Below are 21,466 nucleotides of genomic sequence, written 5' to 3' on the forward strand. Positions count from 1 at the left end.
ATTACGGTCGACCACACATAGTTGGTGACTGGTATGGAACGGGATTCGTCGATCGTGATGCGTGTGCTCGCGTGTCTCGTCGTCACCGCGGTGCTCGCCAGCGTCGTTGCGGGTGGCGCGGCCGCGGTCTCCAGTGGCGACTCGACACTGACGAGTTCGGTCACGCACCCGGCCAGCGATTCCCTCCTCGAGAGCGACGAGACGACGGGAACACCCGAGAACACGACTGACAGTTCGACTGACACCAATTCGGACACTACCGATAGCACTGCAGATACCGCCGAGGATACCACCGACAATACGGCCGATACAGACGAAAGTACCGCCGACAGTACGACTGATACGGTCGAAAACACCACCGGTAGTACGACTGACGCTGTCGAGAACGAGACGACCGAAACAGCCGGCGATACCGTCTCCGAAACGGGCGATGCCGTCGATACAGTGGTCGATGAAACCGGAGAAACGGCCGACCAACCGGGAGATACCGTGGATTCGGCAGGCAATGAAACGGTGGACACTGTCGATACGGCGGTCGACGGAACGGCGGACACTGTCGATACAGCGATCAACAAAACCGAGGATACGGTTGGCACAGCGGTCGATGAAATGAAATCGGCCGTCGAGACGATCGCCAACGAGACAGGAGTCAACACCGCTCTCGAGGCCGAAATCGGGACCGAGGACCAGGACTCGAGCGCCGACGGCACCGGCGAGAGCGACGGTAAATCGACGGCCGACAACGCGAGTGTCGGGAGCGAGAGCGGTGACCAATTCGGCCCGTCCGCGGTGCCCGGAAACACCGAGACAGCGACTGACGCCGTGCTGGTCGGGCTGTTAGGAGCGATCAGCGCCTCCGGTGCGGCGGCAGGCGGTGCCAGTGCGTCCGGGGCCGCCGGAGGTACGAGCACCGCGACGGCCGGCTGGCTGAGTCAGGTCCGCGGCGGAGAGCAGCTCCGACGAGCGGGGACGGACCTCTGGAAGCTCTTCCCCCTCTTCCGATACAGTCAGTACGACGATTCCGATCCGCTCGAGCACGACCGCCGCCGGGCGATCTACGAGACGATCGCGGACGAGCCTGGCTGTTACCTCTCGCAGGTCAGCGACCGGGCCGATATCCCCCTCTCGACGGTTCGCTACCACGTCCGGATTCTGGAAGACGAGGACTTGGTGACGCCGATCAAACGCAACGGAAAACGCCGGTACTTCCTCGAGATTGAGGGAGCCGAACTGCAGGCTGCCCTCGCGGAACCCGCCAAACGCGAGGTGCTCGAGACCCTCGCTGAGCTCGGTCGGGCACCCAATAGCCGGCTCGCCGAAGCACTCGGTCGGGATCCCAGTACGGTCTCGCACCATCTTTCCGCGCTCGAGGACGACGACCTGGTCGTCCGCGAAAAGGACGGTCGCTCGATCGTCAACGAACTGCCACCCCGGGTCGAAGCGGCCCTGATCGACGACCCCGAACCCGATGCCGACCCGCGAGCGGTTCCGGCCGGCGACTGAAGTGCTTGAGGGGAGTCTCACCACAACTCGAATCGGTTTCGTTATTCTGCGCCTGCGTCCGCTGTCTCGAAGTACAACTCCGCGTGGGTCGCACAGCCGGGATTGAACGGGGCGTCGCAGGCCGGACAGCTGTAGTCGGACTCGAGGTAGTCGGGGATAGTGAGTTCGGCCCCGCAGACGCCACACAGGACGGACGGCTCGTCGAACCGGGCTCGAGGCCACGGTATTGCCTCGTGGTCCGTTGTTTCCTCGTGGCAGCGAAAACAGGGGTAATAGCGCTCGCAGCAGGCGAATTTGAAGGCGACCACGTCGCGGTCGGTGTCGTAATGGGCACACCGCGTTTCCGGACCGACATCGACGCCGTGGACTTCGTGACCCTCGATCGATTGCACGAGTTGATCGACGGCTAGCAGGTGCTTCGGTTTTGTGATTGGACGGTACTGGCGCTCGGCCTTGAGACGGTCGCGGGTTGGTACTGTTAGGAGATCACGCGTCTGGGGTCGGGTTTAGAAGTCTTGGGAGATGAGAGGTCTCGAGGTTGGGTTCATCAATCGTGGTTGTGACCAATCGCTTCTAGGGTCAGTTCATATGCAGTGCGAACGTTCCACTGGCTGTGCCCCTAAGGGGGCAGGGCAATTGCGCGGCGCGCAGAGCGCGCGCCGTGCTGGTAGAAAGACGAACCTGCCGGTACCTGCCATGAGAGACAAGAAGTAGCGGTGATAGATGATAGCGGGGCCGTAACAACCAGAACTAGCGGAAACCCTTAGGGGAATTGGGAGAGGAGCGTGTCAGATGGGATAAGGCTGTTTTGAACGTTATAGTGGAAGTATACATGCAAATATATCGTGTGGTCTATCGTCAATAGATGAATGCGTTGATGAATCACAATAAATGGTGAATCCAGTACTTTATGCCGGTTCGAGCCATATGATACCATGGCAAAAGGTGAACATTCGTGAGCAATGAGGACGAAACCGAGCAGGGAACCAGTAAATCGTCGAAATTCGACAGGCAACAAGAGGGGAACTCTCTTGGAGCCGCTCTTGAATCCTCTCTTCAAGCTGGGTTGCAATCATTGTCTGATAGATTGAGAAATGTAGTTGAAGGAGGCATAAGTGGTACAACGACCTCAAGAAAACCCCCTCAATCACGCCCTTCTGCTGGTAGAAAGCAAACAAAGCAGAATAAGCGTTCAGAGTCCGTGAAACGTAAGCGGAAGAAACGGACGTATGAATCAGAATCTGAAGAGTGTTTAATCGACACTCGTTTCACCAACGACGAGTTTATTGTAATTTCTGATATGTTTGGTACAAGTATAGACGACATCTCATTTGGTATTAACCCGAAAACAAACGAACTCGTTATTAGTAAGACTGGTACTGTTGTTGGACGAGTTGACCTTCCGTGGGCCTCACCCGAAATGAAGAAAGCTTGGTTCAAGAACGGTATCCTTGAAGTCTACATAAAATCAGAAGATTTCGAATCAGTCAGCGACTCCTCTTTATAGAAGATTGATTCGTTCCAACTCCAAACTATCGATACTGTCGGATGGAAGTCACTGCAGAGTCGATCGCGAACGATCGTCCGTCGACTGTGGAGACGGACGAATTCAGCGATCGATAGTCAACTAGTTCTATCCGACAGTATGAGCGATCGGCCGGGGCACAACGCGACGAAAAGGAGACGACGGCAGTGAGCGACGGACAGCGTTCCCACTCGAGGGCCCGCGAGCGGGCGAGGCTCGCTCGAGCGTTACTCGAACTCGGTGGTGTCACCGCGGCGGTAGCGGTCGAGTCGGCGGTAGCCGTGGACGGTCGCCTCGGTGTCGAGTTCGATTTCGTAGCGGCCGATGATGTCCTGAGTGTCGGGGACGGCTCGGCGTTCGACGACCTCGACGACGGCGCGCCAGCCGTCGTCGGTCGGGGAGATTTCGCTGACGCCGTCGAACTCGTGGCCGATGAGCTTGCCGGCGGTCGACCGGACGGTCTCGCGGACCGCCAGGATCCCTTCGATTTCCTTCTGCTCGACGTCGACGTCCGCCTCGACTTCGTCGGGATCGGTCATTTCCTCCGCGGTCATGCTCGCCGTGCCGCGGGATTTCGGCTGTTCGACCTCGTCGCCTTCGGCCTGTTCGTCGGCCTGTTCTTCCTCTTGGGCTGCCTGACTGTCGCTCACTGTTGGGTTACTCTCGTCGTGTTGGTAGCAGAAGCCGTCGTCTTGGGCCGGCCGTGAGCAGCGCTCGCCGTCCGTAGTGAGGGCCTTGCACTGCTCTCGTGATTGCGCGTCGGCTTCAGCCATTGGTCTGGGTTCAGTTCGATGTGTCGTTCACGCAGGTTGATTTGATCACCGCCGGTTTGGATCAGACTGTCTCGGTAATCTTCGATCGCAGTTCGTCGATGTCGCCGCCGTTTTCGCCCGCGACCTTTGGGGCGAGCACGTCCGTAAAGACGTTTGCCAGCGTCTCGTTGTCGAACTCGCCGTTCTCCTCGGAGTCTGCGTGGCCGTCGAAGACGGCCAGTCCCTTCGCGGCGGTGATCGCCGTGCGGGTTCCGACGACGATCTCGAGTTCGTCGCGGAGCGCCCGCGTCGTCTCGACGATGGACGCAATGTCGTCCGCGGAGAGGTCGACGTGCGCGCCGACGATCTCACGTTCGGTTTCCTCGTCGTAGTAGTCGACGTGGACGCCGATGAACCGGTCGAGCAGCGCGTCTTGTTGCTCGTGGACCCCGGCGTACTCCACGTCGTTCGACGTGAGGATCGCCCGAAATTCGGGGTGGACGTCGATCGTCCGATCCTCGCCGCGCTTGCCCGGTCGCTCAAGGACGCCCTCCTCGAAGACCGACAGGAGGACGTTGTGGGCGGCGGGGTCGCTACGCGAGAACTCGTTGTAGACGAGCGTCGCACCCTCTCGGACCGCGACCGAGAGCGGGTTGTCTACCCAGCGTTCGCGGACGATCTGGGTCTTCTTGCTGACGCCGCTGACGAACTGATCGTTCTCTTCATAGCGTTCGCCGCCGGCGTGAGAACCGACGAGCGCGGCGGTGTCGACTGCCTCGTCACCGTTGAGCCAGACGACCGGTCGACCGCGCTCTGCGGCGGCCGACAACGCGAGCGCCGTCTTGCCACATCCTGTCGGGCCGATCAGGTGGACCGGCTGGTCCGCCTCGAGCCAGCCGTTGATTCGGTCGCGCAGCGACCGGACGGCGTCGGTCTCGACGAACGGTTCGGGAACGACCGCCTCCGGATCGGTGAGGGGGCCGTTCTGGTTGCCGTCGCTCGGTGCCTTTCGCGCGAGCTCTTTCTTCGCTCTACGACCCTCCTTCTGCTCGCGATTGGCCGTGATCTTCCTGCCACGGACCTTGCGCTTGCGCGAGGCATCGTCGGCCATCGGGTGTTACTGCGAGGTTGACTTCGGTGACGATTCGGGCCGGGGCTCGACCTCGAGCTCCTCGAGTTCGTCGAGGTCGCCCTCCGCCGTGGCTTGCTCAATTTTTGCGATCTCCTCCGCGTAGTGCAGGAAGGTGTCGACCGAGGCGACCACGACGCGGGCCTCAACGGTCAGCAACTCGATCCCAACGACCGAGATGCGCGCCCAGACGTCGATGACGACGCCCTTGTCGAGGACGCGGTCGAGTACTTCTGCCAGGCTAGAGGAGTTTGGTGTTCGTTGTGCCATAGACACTCTCGTTTGACTGCCGGCTCGTAACACGGCTCGCGCTGCTATTGCAAGCCGAGTGAGCCGAATTTGCCGCTATCGTCTCGGAGGGGAGCGTTACCGTGTGAACGTACCGCCGGGTTGCGATTGCAAGCACCATGATAACCCGCGGCGATGACCAATTATTCATGACGATACTCGGGTACCTCCGGCCACCGCGATGTCGGTCGCGAGAGTACCAGCTATCGCAGTTCCATGTCATCGACCTGTCCCACCAAAAACGGCGTATTACGCACGCGTGTATCGACGCGCAATACCCGCGGGTCTCAGCGACGGATCCGTAACGGGCGGCGACTACTGGGCTCGCGTCGGCTACGACGCGGCGTCATGACCGTTCAGCGAGTGATCCGCGATGAGTAACCGATACGTCTACGGCATCGTGGAGTCGGATACCGTCGAGTTCGAGACTGAGGCCGTCGCCGGTGCCGAACGCGTCTACACGATCTCGCATCGGCGACTCGGTGCTGTCGTCTCCGATATCGACACGACCGATCCCGAAGAGACCGACGAGGACGCCCAGATTCACGATGAGGTCCTCCGGGAGATCATGGACTACGACGGCGGAACGACGATCGTCCCTATGCAGTTCGGCATGGCCTTCGAGAGCGACCGGGAACTGAAGAACGTCTTGCGCGGGGCGCGACCGGCGTTCCGACGCGCGATAAAAGATATTGAGGGCAAGATCGAACTCGGACTCAAACTTGTCCGCGAGGCAGACGCCGATGTCGACCGCGAATCGATCGAGGCGGACGTCGCAGACGTCTTCGACCCCATCGCCGCACAGTCCGTCGAAAACGACCTGTTCAGCGACCGCCTTGTACTCAATCGGTCGTATCTCGTCGACGAGGACGAGCGCGAGACCTTCGACGACGCCGTCGCCGACTTCGAAGACGAACACGAGGACCTCATAGTCCAGTATACGGGTCAGTTCGCGCCGTACAGCTTCGTTGACGTGAAAATCGGAGCCAAACAGTAACCATGTTCGTCCTCGATGACCTCCTGTTTCGACCGTTCCTCGGTATCGTCAATGCGCTCCACTCGATCGCACTCGACGAGATGTACGATATGGAGGCCCTCGAGGATGAACTCAAGGAGAACCAGTTGCTGTACGAACTCGGCGAGCGCTCCGAGGAGGAGTACCGGCGTCGCAAGGAAGAACTCGAGGCGGAACTCGAGACCGCTCGTGACGTTCACGAGCGGCTCTCGAGTGGCCGCGTGGAGGTGAAACGATAATGAGCGATACCCCCTCGCACGACGACCGCGACGAATCGGACGACGACCGCAGCACCGACGATCAGCTCGCCGACGAGAACGACCACTGGCTCTCGAGCCTGTTGTCCGCCCTCGAATCGCTCGAGAGCGGTCCGAAGTCGACCTCGGGACGGCGACGGAGCGACCGGACGGTCTTCGATTACGACATCTCGATCCGATCGGCCGACGATCTCGCGGACGAGTCGCCGCTCGATCGGGATCGGTTCGGCGGCGACGGGTCGCGGGACGGGGACAGCGATCGATCGCGGAAGCGCCGCATCCGATCGTCGAGTCCCTCGAGCGACCACAACGTGGCGACCCGAACCTACGATGACGAGCTGGTCGTCACCGCAGACGTCGCCGGTGCCGATCCGGACGACATCACGGTCGGCTTCGACGACTCGATGCTCGTCATCGCCGTCGAAGGATCCGAACTGGACCGCATCGAGATCCCCTGGCAGGAAACGGAATCGCAGGCGATGATCAAGAACGGGGTCCTTACCGTTCAGGTCATCCCTGAGCCCGCAGCGGGCGAGGAGACCGACGCGGCGGAGGACGACGAATGAGCGACGCCGAGTCCGCGGACACGTTCGACGCGCTGCTCGAAAACGCGACCGAGAGCCTCGACCGGCTCGAGGAGACACTCGGCGAGAGCGACGCGTTAGACGACCTTGACGACGACACTCTCGAAACGGTCGTCGGCGACCTCGATACCCTCGTGCGGGTCGCCGAAGAGGTCGTCGAACTCCTCGAGGCGATGGATCTGAGCGAGTTACCGGATGCCGTCGACGGGGACGAACTCCTCGATTCGATCGAACTCGGCGAGATCCCCGACGTGCTGGCGAACGAGGATGAGGGCGTAAGCGAACTCGTCGACTTCACGGAGCTGTTCGACGCGATCGATCTGTTGAACGCCTGGAACGCCACGGATCTGACCGACATCTGGGAGAACAAACGTGAACTGGACGACGCCGTGGATGACCTCGAGGACGGCGACGACGCCGGGATGGTCGAAGACGCGGTGTCGGACATCGCAAACGGTGACGAGGATGGTGACGGACTGCTCGGAGACGACGAGGATGGCGTGCTCGATACGGGGATGGACGCCGGCTCCATGGCAAAGCAGGCTCTAGGCGACATCGACGTCGCCGAGGATCCCGAGGCCTATCAGGTCGCCATCCAGCAGCAGGCGATGCAGGGGATCGACGCCTTCCGGACGGCGCTGCTCGAGACCCACGAGACGTTCGAGAACCTCTATGAGTTCAACCGCAAGAAGATGCGTCGGCAGGACTCGAGTACGAACTCGCGGAACCCGACGGCGGCGGCGACGATGCCCACCGAGCGACGTGACCTCGGCAGCGGAGCCCGCTATTCGACGGTGCCACAGGAGGTCAAGCTCTCGACGGCACCTACGCGGAAGCGAATCTACGGCCGACGTTTCGAACTCGAGCGGGAACGACAACGGCGGAACAAACGACAGCAGAGCAACAACAATGACTGACCCACTACTCCGACAACCGACCGGCTGCGAGGTGAGTGCGACGACTGATTGTGGGCCGACCCTGCACACCACTGGGGGTGATTGCGATGGCCAATGACTTCCAGCCCAGCCGGCAGAAGGCCGACCTCGCAGAGGTCGTCGAGATGCTACTGGACAAGGGGATCGTCATCAACGCCGACATCGCCGTCTCGATCGGCGACACGCAACTGCTCGGCGTGCAGGTCCGAGCGGCGATCGCCTCGTTCGAGACCGCAGCGAAGTACGGTCTCGAGTTCCCCGAGGGAACGGACATGTGCCGCGTCGCGGAAGCGGTCGACGAGCCCGAACTCGCTGAGACCGACCGGCCGAATCCAGTGATCGACCCCACTCGCGGCGTCAACGTCACCGCGGACGAGTCGGACGCGGACGGCGAGGAGAGCGTCGACAGCAGCGGAAGCGTCGAGGAGAGCAAGAGCGATCTCGCAGTCGACGACGAGGAACTGGTGAGCGAACGCCTCGGTGCCAGACCGAACCCGAACAGACCCACCAGCGGCGGGTTCGACCTGCTCAGCGATGACTCGGACTCGAGTGACGACTCGGAGGCGGACTCGAGCGAGGACGAGACGGACTCGACCGACGAGGAGGCCGAAGCAGCGGAGGCCGCCCCGGAAGCGGAGGGTGACGGATCGTGACGGCGATCGACGTCGGCGACGGCGAGGACGCACGTGACGGGCTGATGACGCTGGTCATCGCCGTCGTCGAGATCCTGATCGGGACTCTCGAGCGCGAGGCGGTTCGTCGCATGGAGTCGGGGAACCTCTCTGACGAAGAGATCGAACGCCTCGGGAATCAGCTCGCGACGATCGAGGCTGAAATCGAGCGGCTCAAAGACGACGAGGGGATCGAAGACGGCGTCGACGACCTCCGGAGCGATCTGGACGGGCTGGTCAACGACGCGATCGAACAGCTCCACGGCGAGCCGACGGCTACGAACAAACCCGGCTACTCCGTGTTCGGGGGTGAGAACGAATGAGTCACGACGAATCTACCGACCCCGAACACGCCGCTGACCGCCTCGAGTCGCTCGAAGAGCAGCCCGCTGCTGCGTCGACCGACACCCCAGATATCGACGAGGGTCGGTATCTCTACTGTATCGTGCGGGCCGACGAAGATGCCGCCCTCGAGATCACCGGCGTCGACGACGAATCGGTCTCGGTCATCGCCGAAGACGGGATCGGAGCCGTCGTCCACGCCTGTGAGGGGATCTACGACTCGGGGAATCTCGCACAGATCAGGCGCTGGCTCGTCCGCCACCAGACGGTCGTCGACGAGGCCGGTCAGGTGTTCGGGACGCCGATTCCGTTCCAGTTTGATACAATTCTTCGGGGCGACGATGCGGGCGTCCGCGAATGGCTCCGCACAGAATCGGACATCCTCGAGCGGGCGCTGTCCGGACTCGCAGGTCACTGGGAGTACCGGGTCGAAGTCGTCGAAATCGATCCCATCAGCGACGAGTCGTTGATCGAGCGCGACGATCGACTGCGTGAGCTCAACGAGCAGATCGGCGATTCCACAGAGGGAACGGCGTTCCTACTCGAGAAGCAGTTCGACCAGCGGCTCATGGAACTCCGGGCCGCCCGACGGGAGTCGCTGACCGCCGACCTCGAGGAGCGGCTGGCAGCCGAAGCGCGGGAAGTCCACGCACTCGAGCGGTCGCCGAACGCAACGCTCTCCGATGACGTGGCCGGTAGTGGTGCCGGTACAGGCGCTGACTCGGACGACGGCGAGACTCTCTGCCGGCTCACGCTGTTGGCTCACGAGGACGACGAGGGAGCGATCGGATCGATACTCGACGACGTCGCAGCGAACGAGGGGCTCGAGGTCAGGTTCACCGGACCGTGGCCACCGTACACGTTCGCACCGGAGCTCGGCGGTGGCGGCGACGGTGACGGGACCTCTGCTGCGAGCGATCACGCGAACCCACAGCCATGAGACCGCGAAAGGACGACGATGCGTTCGTCGACGTGCTCGACGTACTGCTCAGGGACGGCGCGATCCTGCGTGCGGACGTGATCGTCTCGGTCGCAGAGATCCCGCTGGTCGGAATCAAGCTCACGGCGGCCATCGCGGGCATGGAGACGATGAACGAGTACGGGCTCTTCGAAGAGTGGGACGCCAGTCGACGGACGGCGGCCGTCGACCGCCGTCAGTACGACGAGCCGGATTCGGAGCGAGAACTCGAGGAACTGACGGAACTCGGAATCGGGAGTTCGCACGACGGTGCCGAAGATCAGGACGACCAGTCGGAAGGAGAATAACGGCGATATACGGGCATAGAGGGGGATGAGGCGCGAATTGTCGCTTCGGCCGGGACCGATCCGAACGGCGGACCGACTGCGCCCCCGGATGGGGGCTGCCAGTCAGGCGTACTTCGGGCGTTCCGTCGTGTGTTCGACGTCGCCGGTGACGGTCTCCTCGTCGCTGTCGTCGTCGTAGACGTACTGGCCAGTCCCGCCACAGAGGGTACACTCGTAGGTCTCGGAGATTTCGTTGATCATCTCGCCGTCCTCGAAGTAGACGCGGCTCTGCGTGATCTGCAGGAACTGGGCGGTCTCGCAGTTAGTGCAGGTGATCATACCCGTTCGATAGCCGTCACCGGTTGTAGTTATCCGGCTTGTAACCGAAAGGGACGACCGACTATCACGTTCTTACCCGGGTCGCAGCCGGCAACGCGGAGTCCAGCGGATGCGGCCGGTAGCCGCTGCCTCGCGAGCCGGACTGAACGCAAGTAACTACCCCATAATCACCGGGTAGAACCGGGATTGATGGCGGCAATCCGCGAACCGATTCGGCCGCCGAAAACTCGGCTTTCCCGATGAAATGAGTCAGTTACTGCGGTCCGTTCTCGGGTTCCGATAGCGTCACGATGCCCGATAGTGACCGGTGAACCGGCACCTGATCGGTGATCAAATCCCGTGATCAATCCTCTTCCTCGAGAGTGGCTGCCGAGAGATTGATGGCGATTCGATCACCCGTCCTCGCCGCCTCGTATGCTGCCTCGGTCAGCGCCGTTACCCGGAGCGCATCTCGAACCGTCGCTGGCGGTTCGGTTCCCTCCCTGATGCTCTCGAGGAAGGCATCGGCGCGGGATTTCTCGCCCCGGGGGTCGATATAGGGAGCGTACTCTCCGGCGTCGGAATCGATCTCGCGGACGTCTCGCGAGCCCCACTGCGTTCCCTCGAGGTAGACCGCACCCTCCGCGTCCCAGAGGTGGATGTGCTCGCGAACCGACGGCGCGTCGCCGTGGAAGGAGAACGTCCCACTCGCGCCGTTCGCAAACTCGACGTCGAGGTGGGCACGGCGATCGACCCGTCGATCATCGTCGTGGAAGTCCATACTCGCGGCGACGGATTCGGGCTCGAGACCGGTCGTCCAGAGCACGCCGTCGAGGACGTGGCTCCCGGTATCGTACAGGAACCCGCCGCCCGACAGGTCGGGATCGAGCCGCCAAGTCCCCCGCGAATCATCGATCCATCCCTGCGTGATCGAGGCGGTCAGCCACGTCGGTTCGCGATCGGCAAACCGCTCGCGTGCGGTCCGGAACGCCGATTGGAGGTGACGCTGGTAGCCGACCATCACGGTCCGGTCGCTCCGCTCGGCCCGCTCCGCGAGGTCGCGCGCCCGCTCGAGGTCGGTCGTCAACGGCTTGTCGCAGTAGACGTGACAGCCCCGCTCGAGGGCGGCGATGACCTGCTCGTAGTGGAGGGTGTGAGGGGTTCCGATCAGGACCGCGTCGAGTGATGCGTCCGCGAGCATCGCCGAGTACTCGGCGTACTGACGGTCGTCGGGAACGTCGAACTCTCGACCGACCTGCGAAAGTCGGTCTGCGTTGAGATCGCAGACCGCCCGGACGGTCGCGTCCGGGTGGCGGTGGAGTTGGCCGCCGACGGTCGTTCCAATGTATCCGAGGCCGACGATACCGAACTGAACCGGGCGTTGCGAAGCGCCGTCGCTCATACGAGTCCGAACGGTCGCCAGCGCCATCCCTTTAGCGGTGTCGGAGACATGCTCCTGGTCGATTGTCTCGCCGTCGCAGCGTCTCCCGGAGCGCCGCTAGCGCTTTCCGTCTCCACCGGGAAGTGACTGTATGGCAATCGACATCACGATGTACGTCCTCGAGGGCTGCCCGTACTGTGAGGCCGTCACCGAGCGACTCGACGCGGAAGACATCGAGTACGAGCGCGAGGAGGTCCCCGCGCTGCACTCGGGTCGAGACGAGGTCAAGCGAGTGTCGGGACAGCGGGCCGTTCCCGTGCTCGTCGACGACGAGCGCGGCGTGACGATGGCGGAGTCCGAAAACATTCTCGAGTACGTCGACCGGACGCTCGCCTGACGAACAGGATTCGAAGCGGTGGCGCGGACTCCGGACCGTAGCGGCGGTCTACGAGCGGAGTAGACGCCACCTGCGGACGGTTCGGACCGGCTACCGGCGACCAAACGCCCGCATAACAATATCCGGGACTTGCATTAGCCGACCTGCGGGGAGGAAAGGCCCCGCCGGGTACGCGCTCGGCCCGATCGACGCGCTGACCAGCCGACTGTGTGCGTTCGTGCCCGGATCGCTCGACGTGGACTCGCCCCCGCCTCGAGTACGCTCATGTCTCTCACGCCCAGGGCGGCTCCCGCCCCGCCCGGGTTTCGCGACACCGATACCGAACAGCGGCGGCCCAGGAATTTCGACGATTAGCTGGCCCGAACGCGGGTCGCACCTAGTGGCTCGAGTCGGCAAAAAAAGCGCTGTCGATCGGTCGTCTCCGCAGGGCTAGTTCAGAACTCCGTGATGACCGGAATACCGACCGTCTCGTAGTCGTCCATCGAGGCGAGTGTCTCGGGTGCCTCCTCGAGCGAGAGGGTCTCGCCGATGATCTTGCTCGGCTCGAGCGTGCCCTGTGCGATCAGGTTGAACAGTTCCTCGTAGCGGACCAGTGGCATGCCGAAGGAGCCGTGGAAGTCGATCTCCTGCATCGTCATGACGTCGACGGGGAGCTCGATCTGGCCCGCCTCCTCGCCGGTCGTCAGCCCGACCTGGACGTGGCTTCCCTGCGTGCCGAGGCTGTTGACCGAGTTCTGGCAGGTCTCCGCGATCCCCAGCGCGTCGATCGAGACGTCGGCACCGTCGCCGGTGATCTCCTGAACCGCTGCCGGAGCGCTATCGACCTCGGTGCTGTTGATCGTTTCGACGGCACCGAGCTCTTCGGCGCGCTCGAGTTTGCTGTCGAGGACGTCGATCGCGATCGGGTGTGCGCCGAGCGCCTGTGTGATGTGGATCGCCGAGAGTCCGACGCCGCCACAGCCGTGGACGGCGACCCAATCACCGGGTCGGAGGTTCGCGCGGTCGGCCAGTGCGTGGTAGGCCGTCATGAACCGGCAGCCCAGCCCGGCCATCTCAGCGAAGTCGACTTCGTCGGGGAGTTTCACGCAGTTGAAATCGGCTTCCCGAACGGGAAAGGCCTCCGCGAACGCGCCCGGTGCGAACTCCGAGAGGCCGAGCGGAATGACTGACTCGCAGTTGTTCGCTCGCCCCTCGCGGCAGTGAGAACAACTCCCGTCGCCGAGGTGGAAGGGGACCGCTACGCGGTCGCCTTCCTCGAGCGTCTCGACGTCGTCACCGACCGCCGAAACGATGCCCGCGGGCTCGTGGCCGAGGATTTGGCCTTCCGGAACCCCTGCACCGATCCAGCTCCAGTCTCCCTGCCAAGCGTGCCAATCGCTGCGACAGATGCCACACGCCTCGGTTTCGACGATGACCTGATCCGGTTTCGGCTCCGGGTAGTCGACGTCTGTGACCGAGAGCGGTTCTCCATGTTCTTCGAGTACGGCAGCTCGCATAATTTGATAATTAAATGGAACATATAAAAATATAGGCGGTTCGCCCCTCCTACTACCCCCTGATCGCGAGCAGCGACCGGGAGCGGTTTCGGTGCTGAGCCGCTATGTGATCAGTTCTGTACCGTCCGCCGAGAGCTCGACGGTCACGTCCTGACGAGTCTGATCGCTGATCTGGTCGATATTCCGCGTCAGCACCTCGAGTACGTCCTCGGGCTCGGGGTAAACGAGCAGATTTCCGTCCCCATCTTCCATTACGAGTTGCGTATCCGCGAGGGTCACCTGCTCGTCCTCGATCCGTGCGACGATCGCGGGCAATGCTTCCGCACCGCCGACATCGCCTTCCTCGACTTTCGCAATGTACAGCGAGTCGAGCCCGATCAGGTCCTTGTACTCGCGGACGCGTTCCGCACATGCGACCATGTCCCTCGTGATCGCCGTCTTCCGTTCGTTTCCGTGCGTCCCCTCGTAGCAGTGTTTGCAGACCCTGAGTTCCATCCGCATATGACAAGAGTCAGCACGGGAGTGCAAGCAATTTTTGCAGGAAATTGAGATATTATCTCGTTATTATAAAACCAACTGATAGTATTTGAGAGATCCATCGAACCGGTGTCGTCTTCGATCTATCCATTAGCACTATCAGTTTCGAGTCTGGAAATCCGCCGCTCGTCTCCGATTCCGGGGAACCGTTAAAGGTCGCTCGCGGCGTACATGCCAATTAATGGCATGCGAGGAACCAGCGCGCCTCCTTCGGGTCGACCTCTCGACTCGGTCCGTGACCAGCGAACGGGTACCCGAGGCGTGGCTCGAGCGGTACGTCGGTGGGAAGGGACTCGGTGCGAGATACCTCTACGAGGAACTCGAGCCGGGAACGGAGCCGCTCTCGGCCGACAACGTGCTCCTGTTCATGCTCGGCCCGGTCTCGGGGTTGATCCCCGGTGAGGCGCGGTACGCCGCGATCACCAAGTCGCCACTGACCGGGGCCTTTCTCGACTCCTACGGCGGCGGCTCGTTCCCCCGCCGTCTCGCCGGGTCGCTCGGCAGCCACCTCGGCGTTCTCGTCACCGGAGTCGCCGACGAGCCCGTCGTTCTCGAGGTCGAGAACGGCGACGGCCGACTCGAGTCGGCCGACGATCACTGGGGAGCGGACGCGGCGACGACCTGCGAGGCGTTTTCGGATGCCGCCGTCGCCTGTATTGGCCCCGCGGGCGAACGCGGCGTGCGGTACGCGACCATCGCCTCTGATGGGGGCGACCACCACGCGGGACGGGGCGGTGCGGGAACGGTGATGGGAGCCAAGCGGCTCAAGGCGGTTGTCACTCGCGGCGAGCCACCGACCGGGCTCGACGACCTCCGCGAGCGCTATGAGACCGCCTTCGCCGAGAGCGATACCGGTCGCTGGCAGTCCGCGAGCGCCACTCTCGAGACGATCGACTTCGCAAACGCGGTCGGCGCGTTACCGACGCGGGGATGGCAGGCAAGCCGGTTCGATGGGGCGAGCGAAATCGGTATCGAGGCGGCCCGCGAGTGCGCTCACGGACGCGAGCGTGAAGACGAACGCGTCCCTGGCGGCTTCCGCGTCGAGAGCGATGAGGGCGAGAGCGTCCCGCGCGGTGCGACGTCGATCGTCCTCGGGGCCGGGCTCGGGATCGACGATTTCGACGCCGTGGCCGCGCTCGGCGCGCTCTGCGATCGCCTCGCGATGGACGTCATCACCGCGGGCAACGCCGTCGCCTGGGCAGTCCGCGCGAGCCAGGAGGGGCTCCTCGAGCGCGACCTCTCCTTCGGCGACGACGAGGCCGCCCGAGCGCTGATCCGCGAAATCGCGGCCCGGGAGTCGCCGCTGGGCGATGCGCTCGCGGACGGGATTGAGGCGGCGGCCGCCGAGTTCGGCGGCACGGACCTGATCCCGACGGTCAAGGGGATGGACTGCTCGTCGTACGACCCTCGTGGTGCCGAGACGATGGCACTGGCCTACGCGACGAGCGACCGGGGTGCCTGCCATCGACGCGCGCGACCGGTCGAGTCCGAGGCCGTCGGCCGCGCCTGGCCCGACGATGAGGCCAGGATCGCGGCCGTCGTCGGCGAACAGAACCGTCGGGCCGTCCTCTGGAGCCTGATCGCCGACGACTTCCTCGAGGAGGTACTGACTGAGGATCTCGGTGCGGAGTGGCTCGCGGCGGTGGGCCGCGAGTACGACCGCGAAGCGCTCGCGACCGCCGGCGAGCGAATCTGGACGCTGGTTCGACTGTTCAACGTCCGCGAGGGGTTCGACCGAACCGACGACGCGCTCCCGGACGCGTTGCTCGAGTCCAGCGCAGCCGAGCCAAGCGAGTCGAACCCGGACGAGGGGCACGCGGGCGACGGTGATGCGCTCGAGGCCGAGCGGTTCCGATCGCTGCTCGAGCGCTACTACCGGTATCGAGGGTGGGACAGCGAGGGCCGACCAACGCGGGAGACGATCCAGCGACTTGATCTCGAGATCGCGGTCGACGACGCGACGCCCGTCCCCGAGTCAGATCGCGATCCAGCCCGCTCAGAGGTGAACGACGATGACTGACCGAATCGATCTGGACGACCTCGAGACCGACGTCGACGAGGGGAACGAGGGGGCCGTCGGCGATCCGGTCTGGCGCGATGATACTCACGGGGATCCGGAGACGGAACTCGATTCGCCGCCGATGGGCTTTGGCTCTCCCAGCGACCAAGACCGAACGGGAGGAGAGGTGAACGGCGGTCACGAGACCGAGGCCGACGATTCCGACGCGGCGAGGGAGGGCTCGAGCCCCACCCGCGCTCCCACACCGCACGTTCCCAAGACGGGCGACAAAACCCCGGCAGGCATTCCAATGCGAGGCAGCGATACCGGGGGGACTGCGAGCGAAACGACCGGCGAGCCGTCCACCCGGACCGATTCACCGGAAACGCCGCGCCCGATGGGCTCTCGGACGGATTCGGGATCGCCCGCTGCGTCTGGCCCGCATGGGGGCGGGACGGACGACATGACGATGGCACTCACCTACAGGGCCGTGCGCCGCCTCGAGCACCCGCGACGGGTCTTCGGCGACGCCGGGGGCTGGGCCGACTGGATCGGTATCGTCGGCGACGTCCCCGCTCACGTCGTCCAGAAGTTCCAGCGAGAACACGGGATCGACGCCGACTTCTTTAACGGAACGGGGACGGGTCCCGGCGAGCGACTCGCCGAGATCGACCGGACATCGATGTTTCACGCGGATCGGATGGTCGTCGTGGGCATCGCGGGCGAGGACGAACCGGTCGCCGACGCGGCCGACTGGGAGTTCGTGCCGCTCGAGACGGCGGCCGAGAAAGCAGCGTGGGAACTCGAGACGGAGCCGTCGTAACCGGACCGCTGATTGCGACAGGTATCTCATTCCGTCGTCTCCGCATCCGTGATAGTCAGCGCTGGATAGTAGTTCGGGAAGCCATTTTACACTGCGTGTGGTTGTAACTCGCATGGGAATCCGTACTGCGATCGAACACAACCCGCTGCTCGCGTTCGGCTTCCTGATCGCGGCCGGCTGGGTCGTTCTAGTCGGACTGCAGATCGTCAATACGATGGGAAGCGTCACGGGCGGCAACTGGGTCGGACAGCACGGCCTCGGTGGTCTGATGGGACTCATCGTCTTGGCGATCTTCCTCGGCGTCGTAATCGCTGCCTTCGGGGCCCTCGGCGAACCCGAACCGGCACCCGACGAGTGGCCACCTGACTGATCGCCTGCGACCGCCGCCCGCTACTGACAACCGAGCAACCACGACACTGACCACGATGTATTACGAGTGCACTCGGTGTGGCCGCCTAGATCGATTCGGCCACCTCGAGCCCGACGAGGCGTATCGTCCCTGTGCCAGTTGCGAGAATCACACGCGCTGGGAACTGGCGTTCGACGGGGAGAGGATGTCGCCGTGACCCTCACGATTACCGTCAGCGACCGGTTTCACGAGGCCGCGACGGCGTGGGGTGACGACCGACTCATGGATGAGGAAGCAGCGCTGGAGACGAAAGCCGAGCAGGCCTTGCTCGAGATTGAACACCTCGTCTCTGGCGCGAACGAGGTCGAGTTCGCGGTCGACGCTGCCAGCGGCGAGATCTATCACGAGCCGACCAATGTCCTCGAGGAGTACCTCGAGCGACAGGCCGACGAGTTCGGCCTCGAGCCCGATGCAGTGCTGGCGCTGCACGTCGACCTATTCGCGCGCGCATTCCTCGACGACGAAACCGAGTCCGCGTCGGCGTCGGACCCCGACGACCCGCGGCCGTTCTGAACCGCACGCTGTCGGTCCACCGCCACCCTCGACCGACGACGAGACGTATACGAGAATCGTAACAAAAGCCTAAGGCTGTCAATCGCACACATACAGATATGACGCACACGAGCTGGCGACCGGATCCGGAACTCGACAAGAAACGCGACAAGGAGGTCTGGACGCACACCGCGCCACACGACATCAACGACGGCGAGATCGACGGCGACATTTCGTTCAGCGATGAGGTTCTCGAGCCGTTCATCGACGACAAGGAGACGGACGACGAAGAGACCGACGGCGAGGAGTAACCGGGCCGCGGATTCGGGCCTCGAGCCGTCGCTTCGCTCAGGCCATCTGCATCGCGATCTCTTCCTCGAACGCGACGTCGCCCTCGAGCAGCGCGGCGACGGCCTCGTAAAACCGCTCGTCGGTCCGCTCGCGGACGTCCGCCGCGAGGTCGTCGATCCACTCGGAGAGGTGCTCCTCGTGGAAGACTCGCTGGTAGCCGAACGTCTCCTCGTCGCCGTTTTGCTGCCGGCGAATCAGGTGTCGGAGGAAGGCCAGTTCGACAGCGACGTAGTCGTTTTCCTCGGGATATTCCTCGGGCGGTGACCAGCCCGCCGCGGCGTAACTCGCCTCGACTGCCGCTAACCCGCCACCGCGAAAGTCGGTATCCTCTCGGTAGTAGGTCTCGTGGGGGAGGACCGGCGGCCGCGGGCCGACGAACAGCCGCGTGAACTCGCTCTCCAAGTCATCCCGGACGGCGTCGGCGTCGCGATCCCGGTTCTCGTCGATGAAGGTCTCGAGTTCCGCGAATCCCCGATCGAGTCGCTCGCTGACGCTCTCGTCGGGGAGCGAAACGTTCCCCGACAGTAGGGTCTCAACGAACGCCTCGCTGGGAACGTCCGCGAACGCGTCGATCAGGAAGTTTACGAGCTCGAGTCGGGCGTCGTAGAGGGCCTGTTGATCCATACTCATGGTCAGTCACCTCGGTCGGAGAGCAATTGTGCGCGGCAGTCGCCGCAGTACTCGAAGATGTTTCCCTGCGCGCTCGGCGCGATGCCAGCGACGAGATCGCCGACTTCCGCCTGGATCTTCTGTGCCGATCCCTCGCTGGTGAACGGCTTCCCGCAGTGGCGACACTCTCGCATCTCGCCGTCGAAGACCTCGATCCAGGCGGGATCGTCGCCGTCGCGGTTCTCCGGCAGTAACGACCGGTCGAGGCCGTCGCGCATCTCGATGACGTCCTCGACGCAGCCCTCCTCACAGAGCCCGCAGTTCACGCATTTCTCGTGGTTGAACTCGAGGACGGCGTCTTGCTCGTTCCGGCGGATCGCATCGGTGGGACAGAGGTTCGAACACGTCGGTGTGAGCGTACAGCCCTCGGCGACCTGCATACGACCGAAGTCTTTGAGCCCGCGGATCACCTCGCGGTCGGGTTCGACGTGCTCGAGGATCGCGCGGACGCTCTCGAGCGTCCAGCCGTGACTGTCGAAGGCGGGGTTATCCCGGTCGGCGTCGATTTCCCCGGTCGCCTCGTGGTCGCCGACCGGAATCGGCGAGTCCTCGAGTTCGACGGCGAAGGTCGAGAGTTCATCAACGAACTGAGCCGGTTCGTCCGGATCGGGAGCGAAGAAGCCGATCCGCTCGCCGAGCGCGAGGTCCGTCGTGGCGCGGTTGAGCCGATCGACGAGGGCGGTTTTCGGATCCGGGCCGGAGTGACGGCAGTCGCCGCCGCAGCCGACGATGGCGATGCCGTCCGCGCCACAGGCGAGCGCGTGCATCGCGTGGGCCTCGCCGACGGTGTCCGTACAGTTCACGCGAACGGGGAGGATCGGCGGGTACTCGACGGCCGCTTTCCCCGCGGCGGCCAGCCGGCCGTACTCGGCGAGCGCGTCGTCGGCTTCCTCCGAGCAGACGAACGCGACGATCGCGGCGTCGATGTCCGAGCCGGAGCGGTTCAGGAGCCAGCCGCCCTCGTCGTCCGTCGGCCGGAGCAGCGCCTCGACCTCGCGGGCGAGTCGCTCGTTCGAGGGTTCGCGGAGCATCGTGGCCCCCGTCGGACAGGCGCTGGTACAGGCCCCGCAGTTCTGACAGGCCTCTTTGTGGAACTCGACCTCGTCGATCCGCGCCCGTTCGACCGCGTCGTGGGGGCAGGCCTCGACGCACTCGTTGCAGCCCGCCTGGCTCGAGTCGCCGGCCGCACAGACGTCCATTGCGAGGTCAAGGTGGTCGGGTTTCTCGACGCCGCCGAGGTGCTTTCTCACGGCTGAGATCGTCGCCGCGTCGATCGGCGCGGTGTAGAAGCCGATCCGGCCGCCCCGCGTCGCACGGGTGGCCGCTGGGTAGATGACTTGGTCGAACTCGAGGGTCCGTTCGGTCCCGTCCATCTCGATCGCGTCGGTGGGGCAGACGTCCGTCCACGCGCCGTCGGGTGCGTCTGGATCGATATCGACCGGGTAGCGCGTGACCATACCGTCGGGCCCCTCGTGGACGCACTTCATACAGGAGATGCACTCCTCGGTGACGCGCGACTCGAGGCGAACGGTGAACTCGCCGAACCGGCCGTCGACGTCGATGACGCGCCCGCGCTCGATCGTCACGTCGTCGAGATCGGCCGCCGCGTCGACGTACTCCTCGCCATCGGCGAGCAGCGTCACGTCGGCGTCGTCAGCAAGCGCCGCCGCGGTCTCCGGATCGGCGACGACCGCGACCCGTTCGCCGGCGTCCCGCGAGACCGTCCGGGAGACCGATTCGGACTCGAGTCCCGCGTATCTGGCGTTGACCATTCGGGCGGTCTTCGCCGTGGCACCGGCCTCGTCGTGGACCCACCCGGCGCGCTCGCGTTGGTCGACGAATGAGACCGCGTCCGGATGGAGTCCCTGCTGTTCGGCGACCCGTTCGATCTTCTGCTGCGACCGCGACTCGGGGCACGTGACGATCAGCTGATCGAGGTCGTACTCGTCGATGACCTGCTCCATCGCGGGGAGACCGTCCGCACAGAGCAGACTCGAACTCGCCGCGACGTCGACATCTTCGATCCCCTCGCGGACGCCCTCGAGATCGATGTCGCAGGTGTCCGCACACGAACAGACGAAACTCCCGACTCTCATCCTATCGTGGTATACCGTGACAATACAATAGTATTCCGTAAAAATACCGTGACTGTCCGGCAAAGTTCGAACACTACTCGATAGTAATAACGTATTTCGTTTCTTAGCCGGAAGAAAGCTAGCTCGAATATATATTACCGAAAACATCCATAGCAAATATTCATAGCGCCGTCTAGTGAAGTGCGAGTCATGGTCATGGGTACTGTGGTCACGGGTACTGTCCACATGGTAACGCGAACGAGTGTTCGCCGA

At 63.6% G+C, this 21,466-nt stretch carries 26 protein-coding genes; 16 read left to right on the plus strand and 10 right to left on the minus strand.

The features are described 5' to 3' along the window. Positions 1–33: 33 nt before the first annotated feature. On the plus strand, positions 34–1,503 hold the full coding sequence (locus K6I40_RS08975) for a helix-turn-helix domain-containing protein (RefSeq protein WP_222918705.1): 1,470 nt from the start codon (positions 34–36) through the stop codon (positions 1,501–1,503). Between the two features lie 41 nt (positions 1,504–1,544). Here K6I40_RS08975 and K6I40_RS08980 read toward each other — a convergent pair whose 3' ends face one another. Next, positions 1,545–1,895 carry a CHY zinc finger protein gene (locus K6I40_RS08980; RefSeq protein ID WP_222918706.1) on the minus strand — a complete coding sequence of 117 codons (351 nt, stop codon included), beginning with the start codon at positions 1,893–1,895 and terminating at the stop codon, positions 1,545–1,547. Positions 1,896–2,458: 563 nt separating this feature from the next. Here K6I40_RS08980 and K6I40_RS08985 point away from each other — a divergent pair. Further along, positions 2,459–3,010, plus strand: coding sequence for a gas vesicle protein GvpH (locus tag K6I40_RS08985; RefSeq protein WP_222918707.1), 552 nt, complete (start codon positions 2,459–2,461; stop codon positions 3,008–3,010). Positions 3,011–3,255: 245 nt separating this feature from the next. Here the strand turns inward: K6I40_RS08985 and gvpO are convergent, their stop codons facing one another. The 3 genes from gvpO to gvpA all read right to left on the minus strand — a co-directional run bounded on the left by gvpO (position 3,256) and on the right by gvpA (position 5,185). Continuing rightward, positions 3,256–3,801 (minus strand): gas vesicle protein GvpO, halophile-type, encoded by a 546-nt coding sequence (gene gvpO / locus K6I40_RS08990; protein WP_222918708.1) that lies wholly within the window; start codon positions 3,799–3,801, stop codon positions 3,256–3,258. 61 nt (positions 3,802–3,862) lie between these two features. Beyond that, positions 3,863–4,891, minus strand: a complete 1,029-nt coding sequence (gene gvpN / locus K6I40_RS08995) for a gas vesicle protein GvpN (protein WP_222918709.1) — start codon at positions 4,889–4,891, stop codon at positions 3,863–3,865. Positions 4,892–4,897: 6 nt separating this feature from the next. After that, positions 4,898–5,185, minus strand: coding sequence for a gas vesicle structural protein GvpA (gvpA, locus tag K6I40_RS09000; protein WP_222918710.1), 288 nt, complete (start codon positions 5,183–5,185; stop codon positions 4,898–4,900). A gap of 385 nt (positions 5,186–5,570) precedes the next feature. On the opposite strand from gvpA, the gene K6I40_RS09005 reads away from it, so the two are divergent. The 8 genes from K6I40_RS09005 (at position 5,571) to K6I40_RS09040 (ending at position 10,267) form a co-directional block, all read left to right on the plus strand. After that, positions 5,571–6,194, plus strand: a complete 624-nt coding sequence (locus K6I40_RS09005; RefSeq protein ID WP_222918711.1) for a GvpL/GvpF family gas vesicle protein — start codon at positions 5,571–5,573, stop codon at positions 6,192–6,194. Between the two features lie 2 nt (positions 6,195–6,196). Continuing rightward, positions 6,197–6,451 (plus strand): gas vesicle protein GvpF, encoded by a 255-nt coding sequence (gvpF, locus tag K6I40_RS09010; RefSeq protein ID WP_222918712.1) that lies wholly within the window; start codon positions 6,197–6,199, stop codon positions 6,449–6,451. Next, positions 6,451–7,035, plus strand: coding sequence for an Hsp20/alpha crystallin family protein (locus K6I40_RS09015; RefSeq protein WP_222918713.1), 585 nt, complete (start codon positions 6,451–6,453; stop codon positions 7,033–7,035). The genes gvpF and K6I40_RS09015 overlap by 1 nt, the downstream gene beginning before the upstream one ends. Continuing rightward, complete coding sequence (locus K6I40_RS09020; RefSeq protein ID WP_222918714.1) at positions 7,032–7,970, plus strand: hypothetical protein; 939 nt, start codon at positions 7,032–7,034, stop codon at positions 7,968–7,970. The genes K6I40_RS09015 and K6I40_RS09020 overlap by 4 nt, the downstream gene beginning before the upstream one ends. Before the next feature lie 86 nt (positions 7,971–8,056). Then, the gene (locus K6I40_RS09025) at positions 8,057–8,641 is read left to right on the plus strand and encodes a gas vesicle protein (protein ID WP_222918715.1); all 585 of its coding nucleotides are present in this window, start codon (positions 8,057–8,059) and stop codon (positions 8,639–8,641) included. After that, positions 8,638–8,982, plus strand: a complete 345-nt coding sequence (locus tag K6I40_RS09030) for a gas vesicle protein K (protein WP_222918716.1) — start codon at positions 8,638–8,640, stop codon at positions 8,980–8,982. Before K6I40_RS09025 ends, K6I40_RS09030 begins: the two co-directional genes overlap by 4 nt. Continuing rightward, entirely contained in the window at positions 8,979–9,941 is a 963-nt protein-coding gene (gvpL, locus tag K6I40_RS09035; RefSeq protein ID WP_222918717.1) for a gas vesicle protein GvpL, read from the plus strand. Before K6I40_RS09030 ends, gvpL begins: the two co-directional genes overlap by 4 nt. After that, positions 9,938–10,267 carry a gas vesicle protein gene (locus K6I40_RS09040; protein ID WP_222918718.1) on the plus strand — a complete coding sequence of 110 codons (330 nt, stop codon included), beginning with the start codon at positions 9,938–9,940 and terminating at the stop codon, positions 10,265–10,267. Before gvpL ends, K6I40_RS09040 begins: the two co-directional genes overlap by 4 nt. A gap of 102 nt (positions 10,268–10,369) precedes the next feature. On the opposite strand, the gene K6I40_RS09045 is transcribed toward K6I40_RS09040, so the two are convergent. Continuing rightward, positions 10,370–10,585 carry a hypothetical protein gene (locus tag K6I40_RS09045; protein WP_006432768.1) on the minus strand — a complete coding sequence of 72 codons (216 nt, stop codon included), beginning with the start codon at positions 10,583–10,585 and terminating at the stop codon, positions 10,370–10,372. A 343-nt stretch (positions 10,586–10,928) separates the two neighbouring features. Further along, positions 10,929–11,966, minus strand: coding sequence for a Gfo/Idh/MocA family oxidoreductase (locus tag K6I40_RS09050; RefSeq protein WP_222918719.1), 1,038 nt, complete (start codon positions 11,964–11,966; stop codon positions 10,929–10,931). Positions 11,967–12,102: 136 nt separating this feature from the next. Here K6I40_RS09050 and K6I40_RS09055 point away from each other — a divergent pair, with 136 nt between their 5' ends. Next, positions 12,103–12,342 carry a glutaredoxin gene (locus tag K6I40_RS09055; RefSeq protein ID WP_345779447.1) on the plus strand — a complete coding sequence of 80 codons (240 nt, stop codon included), beginning with the start codon at positions 12,103–12,105 and terminating at the stop codon, positions 12,340–12,342. Positions 12,343–12,776: 434 nt separating this feature from the next. Here the strand turns inward: K6I40_RS09055 and K6I40_RS09060 are convergent, their stop codons facing one another. Together K6I40_RS09060 and K6I40_RS09065 are read right to left on the minus strand one after the other, a co-directional pair. After that, positions 12,777–13,838, minus strand: coding sequence for a zinc-dependent alcohol dehydrogenase family protein (locus K6I40_RS09060; RefSeq protein WP_222918721.1), 1,062 nt, complete (start codon positions 13,836–13,838; stop codon positions 12,777–12,779). Between the two features lie 102 nt (positions 13,839–13,940). Further along, positions 13,941–14,339 carry a hypothetical protein gene (locus K6I40_RS09065; protein WP_222918722.1) on the minus strand — a complete coding sequence of 133 codons (399 nt, stop codon included), beginning with the start codon at positions 14,337–14,339 and terminating at the stop codon, positions 13,941–13,943. Between the two features lie 217 nt (positions 14,340–14,556). Here K6I40_RS09065 and K6I40_RS09070 point away from each other — a divergent pair, with 217 nt between their 5' ends. The 5 genes from K6I40_RS09070 to K6I40_RS09090 all read left to right on the plus strand — a co-directional run bounded on the left by K6I40_RS09070 (position 14,557) and on the right by K6I40_RS09090 (position 18,409). Next, complete coding sequence (locus K6I40_RS09070) at positions 14,557–16,395, plus strand: aldehyde ferredoxin oxidoreductase C-terminal domain-containing protein (RefSeq protein ID WP_222918723.1); 1,839 nt, start codon at positions 14,557–14,559, stop codon at positions 16,393–16,395. Beyond that, a complete protein-coding gene (locus K6I40_RS09075; protein ID WP_222918724.1) occupies positions 16,388–17,197 on the plus strand; it encodes a hypothetical protein in 810 nt (269 codons plus the stop codon). The genes K6I40_RS09070 and K6I40_RS09075 overlap by 8 nt, the downstream gene beginning before the upstream one ends. A gap of 112 nt (positions 17,198–17,309) precedes the next feature. Next, complete coding sequence (locus tag K6I40_RS09080; protein ID WP_222918725.1) at positions 17,310–17,567, plus strand: hypothetical protein; 258 nt, start codon at positions 17,310–17,312, stop codon at positions 17,565–17,567. A 192-nt stretch (positions 17,568–17,759) separates the two neighbouring features. After that, the gene (locus tag K6I40_RS09085) at positions 17,760–18,119 is read left to right on the plus strand and encodes a hypothetical protein (RefSeq protein ID WP_222918726.1); all 360 of its coding nucleotides are present in this window, start codon (positions 17,760–17,762) and stop codon (positions 18,117–18,119) included. Positions 18,120–18,217: 98 nt separating this feature from the next. Beyond that, positions 18,218–18,409 (plus strand): hypothetical protein, encoded by a 192-nt coding sequence (locus K6I40_RS09090; RefSeq protein WP_222918727.1) that lies wholly within the window; start codon positions 18,218–18,220, stop codon positions 18,407–18,409. Between the two features lie 37 nt (positions 18,410–18,446). Here the strand turns inward: K6I40_RS09090 and K6I40_RS09095 are convergent, their stop codons facing one another. Together K6I40_RS09095 and K6I40_RS09100 are read right to left on the minus strand one after the other, a co-directional pair. Beyond that, entirely contained in the window at positions 18,447–19,079 is a 633-nt protein-coding gene (locus K6I40_RS09095; protein WP_222918728.1) for a molecular chaperone TorD family protein, read from the minus strand. Positions 19,080–19,081: 2 nt separating this feature from the next. Next, positions 19,082–21,214 carry a hydrogenase iron-sulfur subunit gene (locus tag K6I40_RS09100; protein WP_222918729.1) on the minus strand — a complete coding sequence of 711 codons (2,133 nt, stop codon included), beginning with the start codon at positions 21,212–21,214 and terminating at the stop codon, positions 19,082–19,084. Positions 21,215–21,466: the final 252 nt, after the last annotated feature.

The sequence above is a fragment of the Natrinema sp. SYSU A 869 genome (genome assembly GCF_019879105.1).
Lineage (GTDB): Archaea > Halobacteriota > Halobacteria > Halobacteriales > Natrialbaceae > Natrinema.

Coding starts and splice junctions, on each gene's coding strand:
- K6I40_RS09095 (WP_222918728.1), bottom strand. CDS start 19,079: ATGAGTATGGATCAACAGGCCCTCTACGACGCCCGACTCGAGCTCGTA.
- K6I40_RS09100 (WP_222918729.1), bottom strand. CDS start 21,214: ATGAGAGTCGGGAGTTTCGTCTGTTCGTGTGCGGACACCTGCGACATC.
- K6I40_RS09050 (WP_222918719.1), bottom strand. CDS start 11,966: ATGAGCGACGGCGCTTCGCAACGCCCGGTTCAGTTCGGTATCGTCGGC.
- gvpO (WP_222918708.1), bottom strand. CDS start 3,801: ATGGCTGAAGCCGACGCGCAATCACGAGAGCAGTGCAAGGCCCTCACT.
- gvpF (WP_222918712.1), top strand. CDS start 6,197: ATGTTCGTCCTCGATGACCTCCTGTTTCGACCGTTCCTCGGTATCGTC.
- K6I40_RS09080 (WP_222918725.1), top strand. CDS start 17,310: ATGGGAATCCGTACTGCGATCGAACACAACCCGCTGCTCGCGTTCGGC.
- K6I40_RS09090 (WP_222918727.1), top strand. CDS start 18,218: ATGACGCACACGAGCTGGCGACCGGATCCGGAACTCGACAAGAAACGC.
- gvpL (WP_222918717.1), top strand. CDS start 8,979: ATGAGTCACGACGAATCTACCGACCCCGAACACGCCGCTGACCGCCTC.
- K6I40_RS09075 (WP_222918724.1), top strand. CDS start 16,388: ATGACTGACCGAATCGATCTGGACGACCTCGAGACCGACGTCGACGAG.
- gvpN (WP_222918709.1), bottom strand. CDS start 4,891: ATGGCCGACGATGCCTCGCGCAAGCGCAAGGTCCGTGGCAGGAAGATC.
- K6I40_RS09040 (WP_222918718.1), top strand. CDS start 9,938: ATGAGACCGCGAAAGGACGACGATGCGTTCGTCGACGTGCTCGACGTA.
- K6I40_RS09060 (WP_222918721.1), bottom strand. CDS start 13,838: ATGCGAGCTGCCGTACTCGAAGAACATGGAGAACCGCTCTCGGTCACA.
- K6I40_RS09015 (WP_222918713.1), top strand. CDS start 6,451: ATGAGCGATACCCCCTCGCACGACGACCGCGACGAATCGGACGACGAC.
- K6I40_RS09045 (WP_006432768.1), bottom strand. CDS start 10,585: ATGATCACCTGCACTAACTGCGAGACCGCCCAGTTCCTGCAGATCACG.
- K6I40_RS09065 (WP_222918722.1), bottom strand. CDS start 14,339: ATGCGGATGGAACTCAGGGTCTGCAAACACTGCTACGAGGGGACGCAC.
- K6I40_RS09025 (WP_222918715.1), top strand. CDS start 8,057: ATGGCCAATGACTTCCAGCCCAGCCGGCAGAAGGCCGACCTCGCAGAG.
- K6I40_RS09020 (WP_222918714.1), top strand. CDS start 7,032: ATGAGCGACGCCGAGTCCGCGGACACGTTCGACGCGCTGCTCGAAAAC.
- K6I40_RS09005 (WP_222918711.1), top strand. CDS start 5,571: ATGAGTAACCGATACGTCTACGGCATCGTGGAGTCGGATACCGTCGAG.
- K6I40_RS08975 (WP_222918705.1), top strand. CDS start 34: ATGGAACGGGATTCGTCGATCGTGATGCGTGTGCTCGCGTGTCTCGTC.
- K6I40_RS09070 (WP_222918723.1), top strand. CDS start 14,557: ATGGCATGCGAGGAACCAGCGCGCCTCCTTCGGGTCGACCTCTCGACT.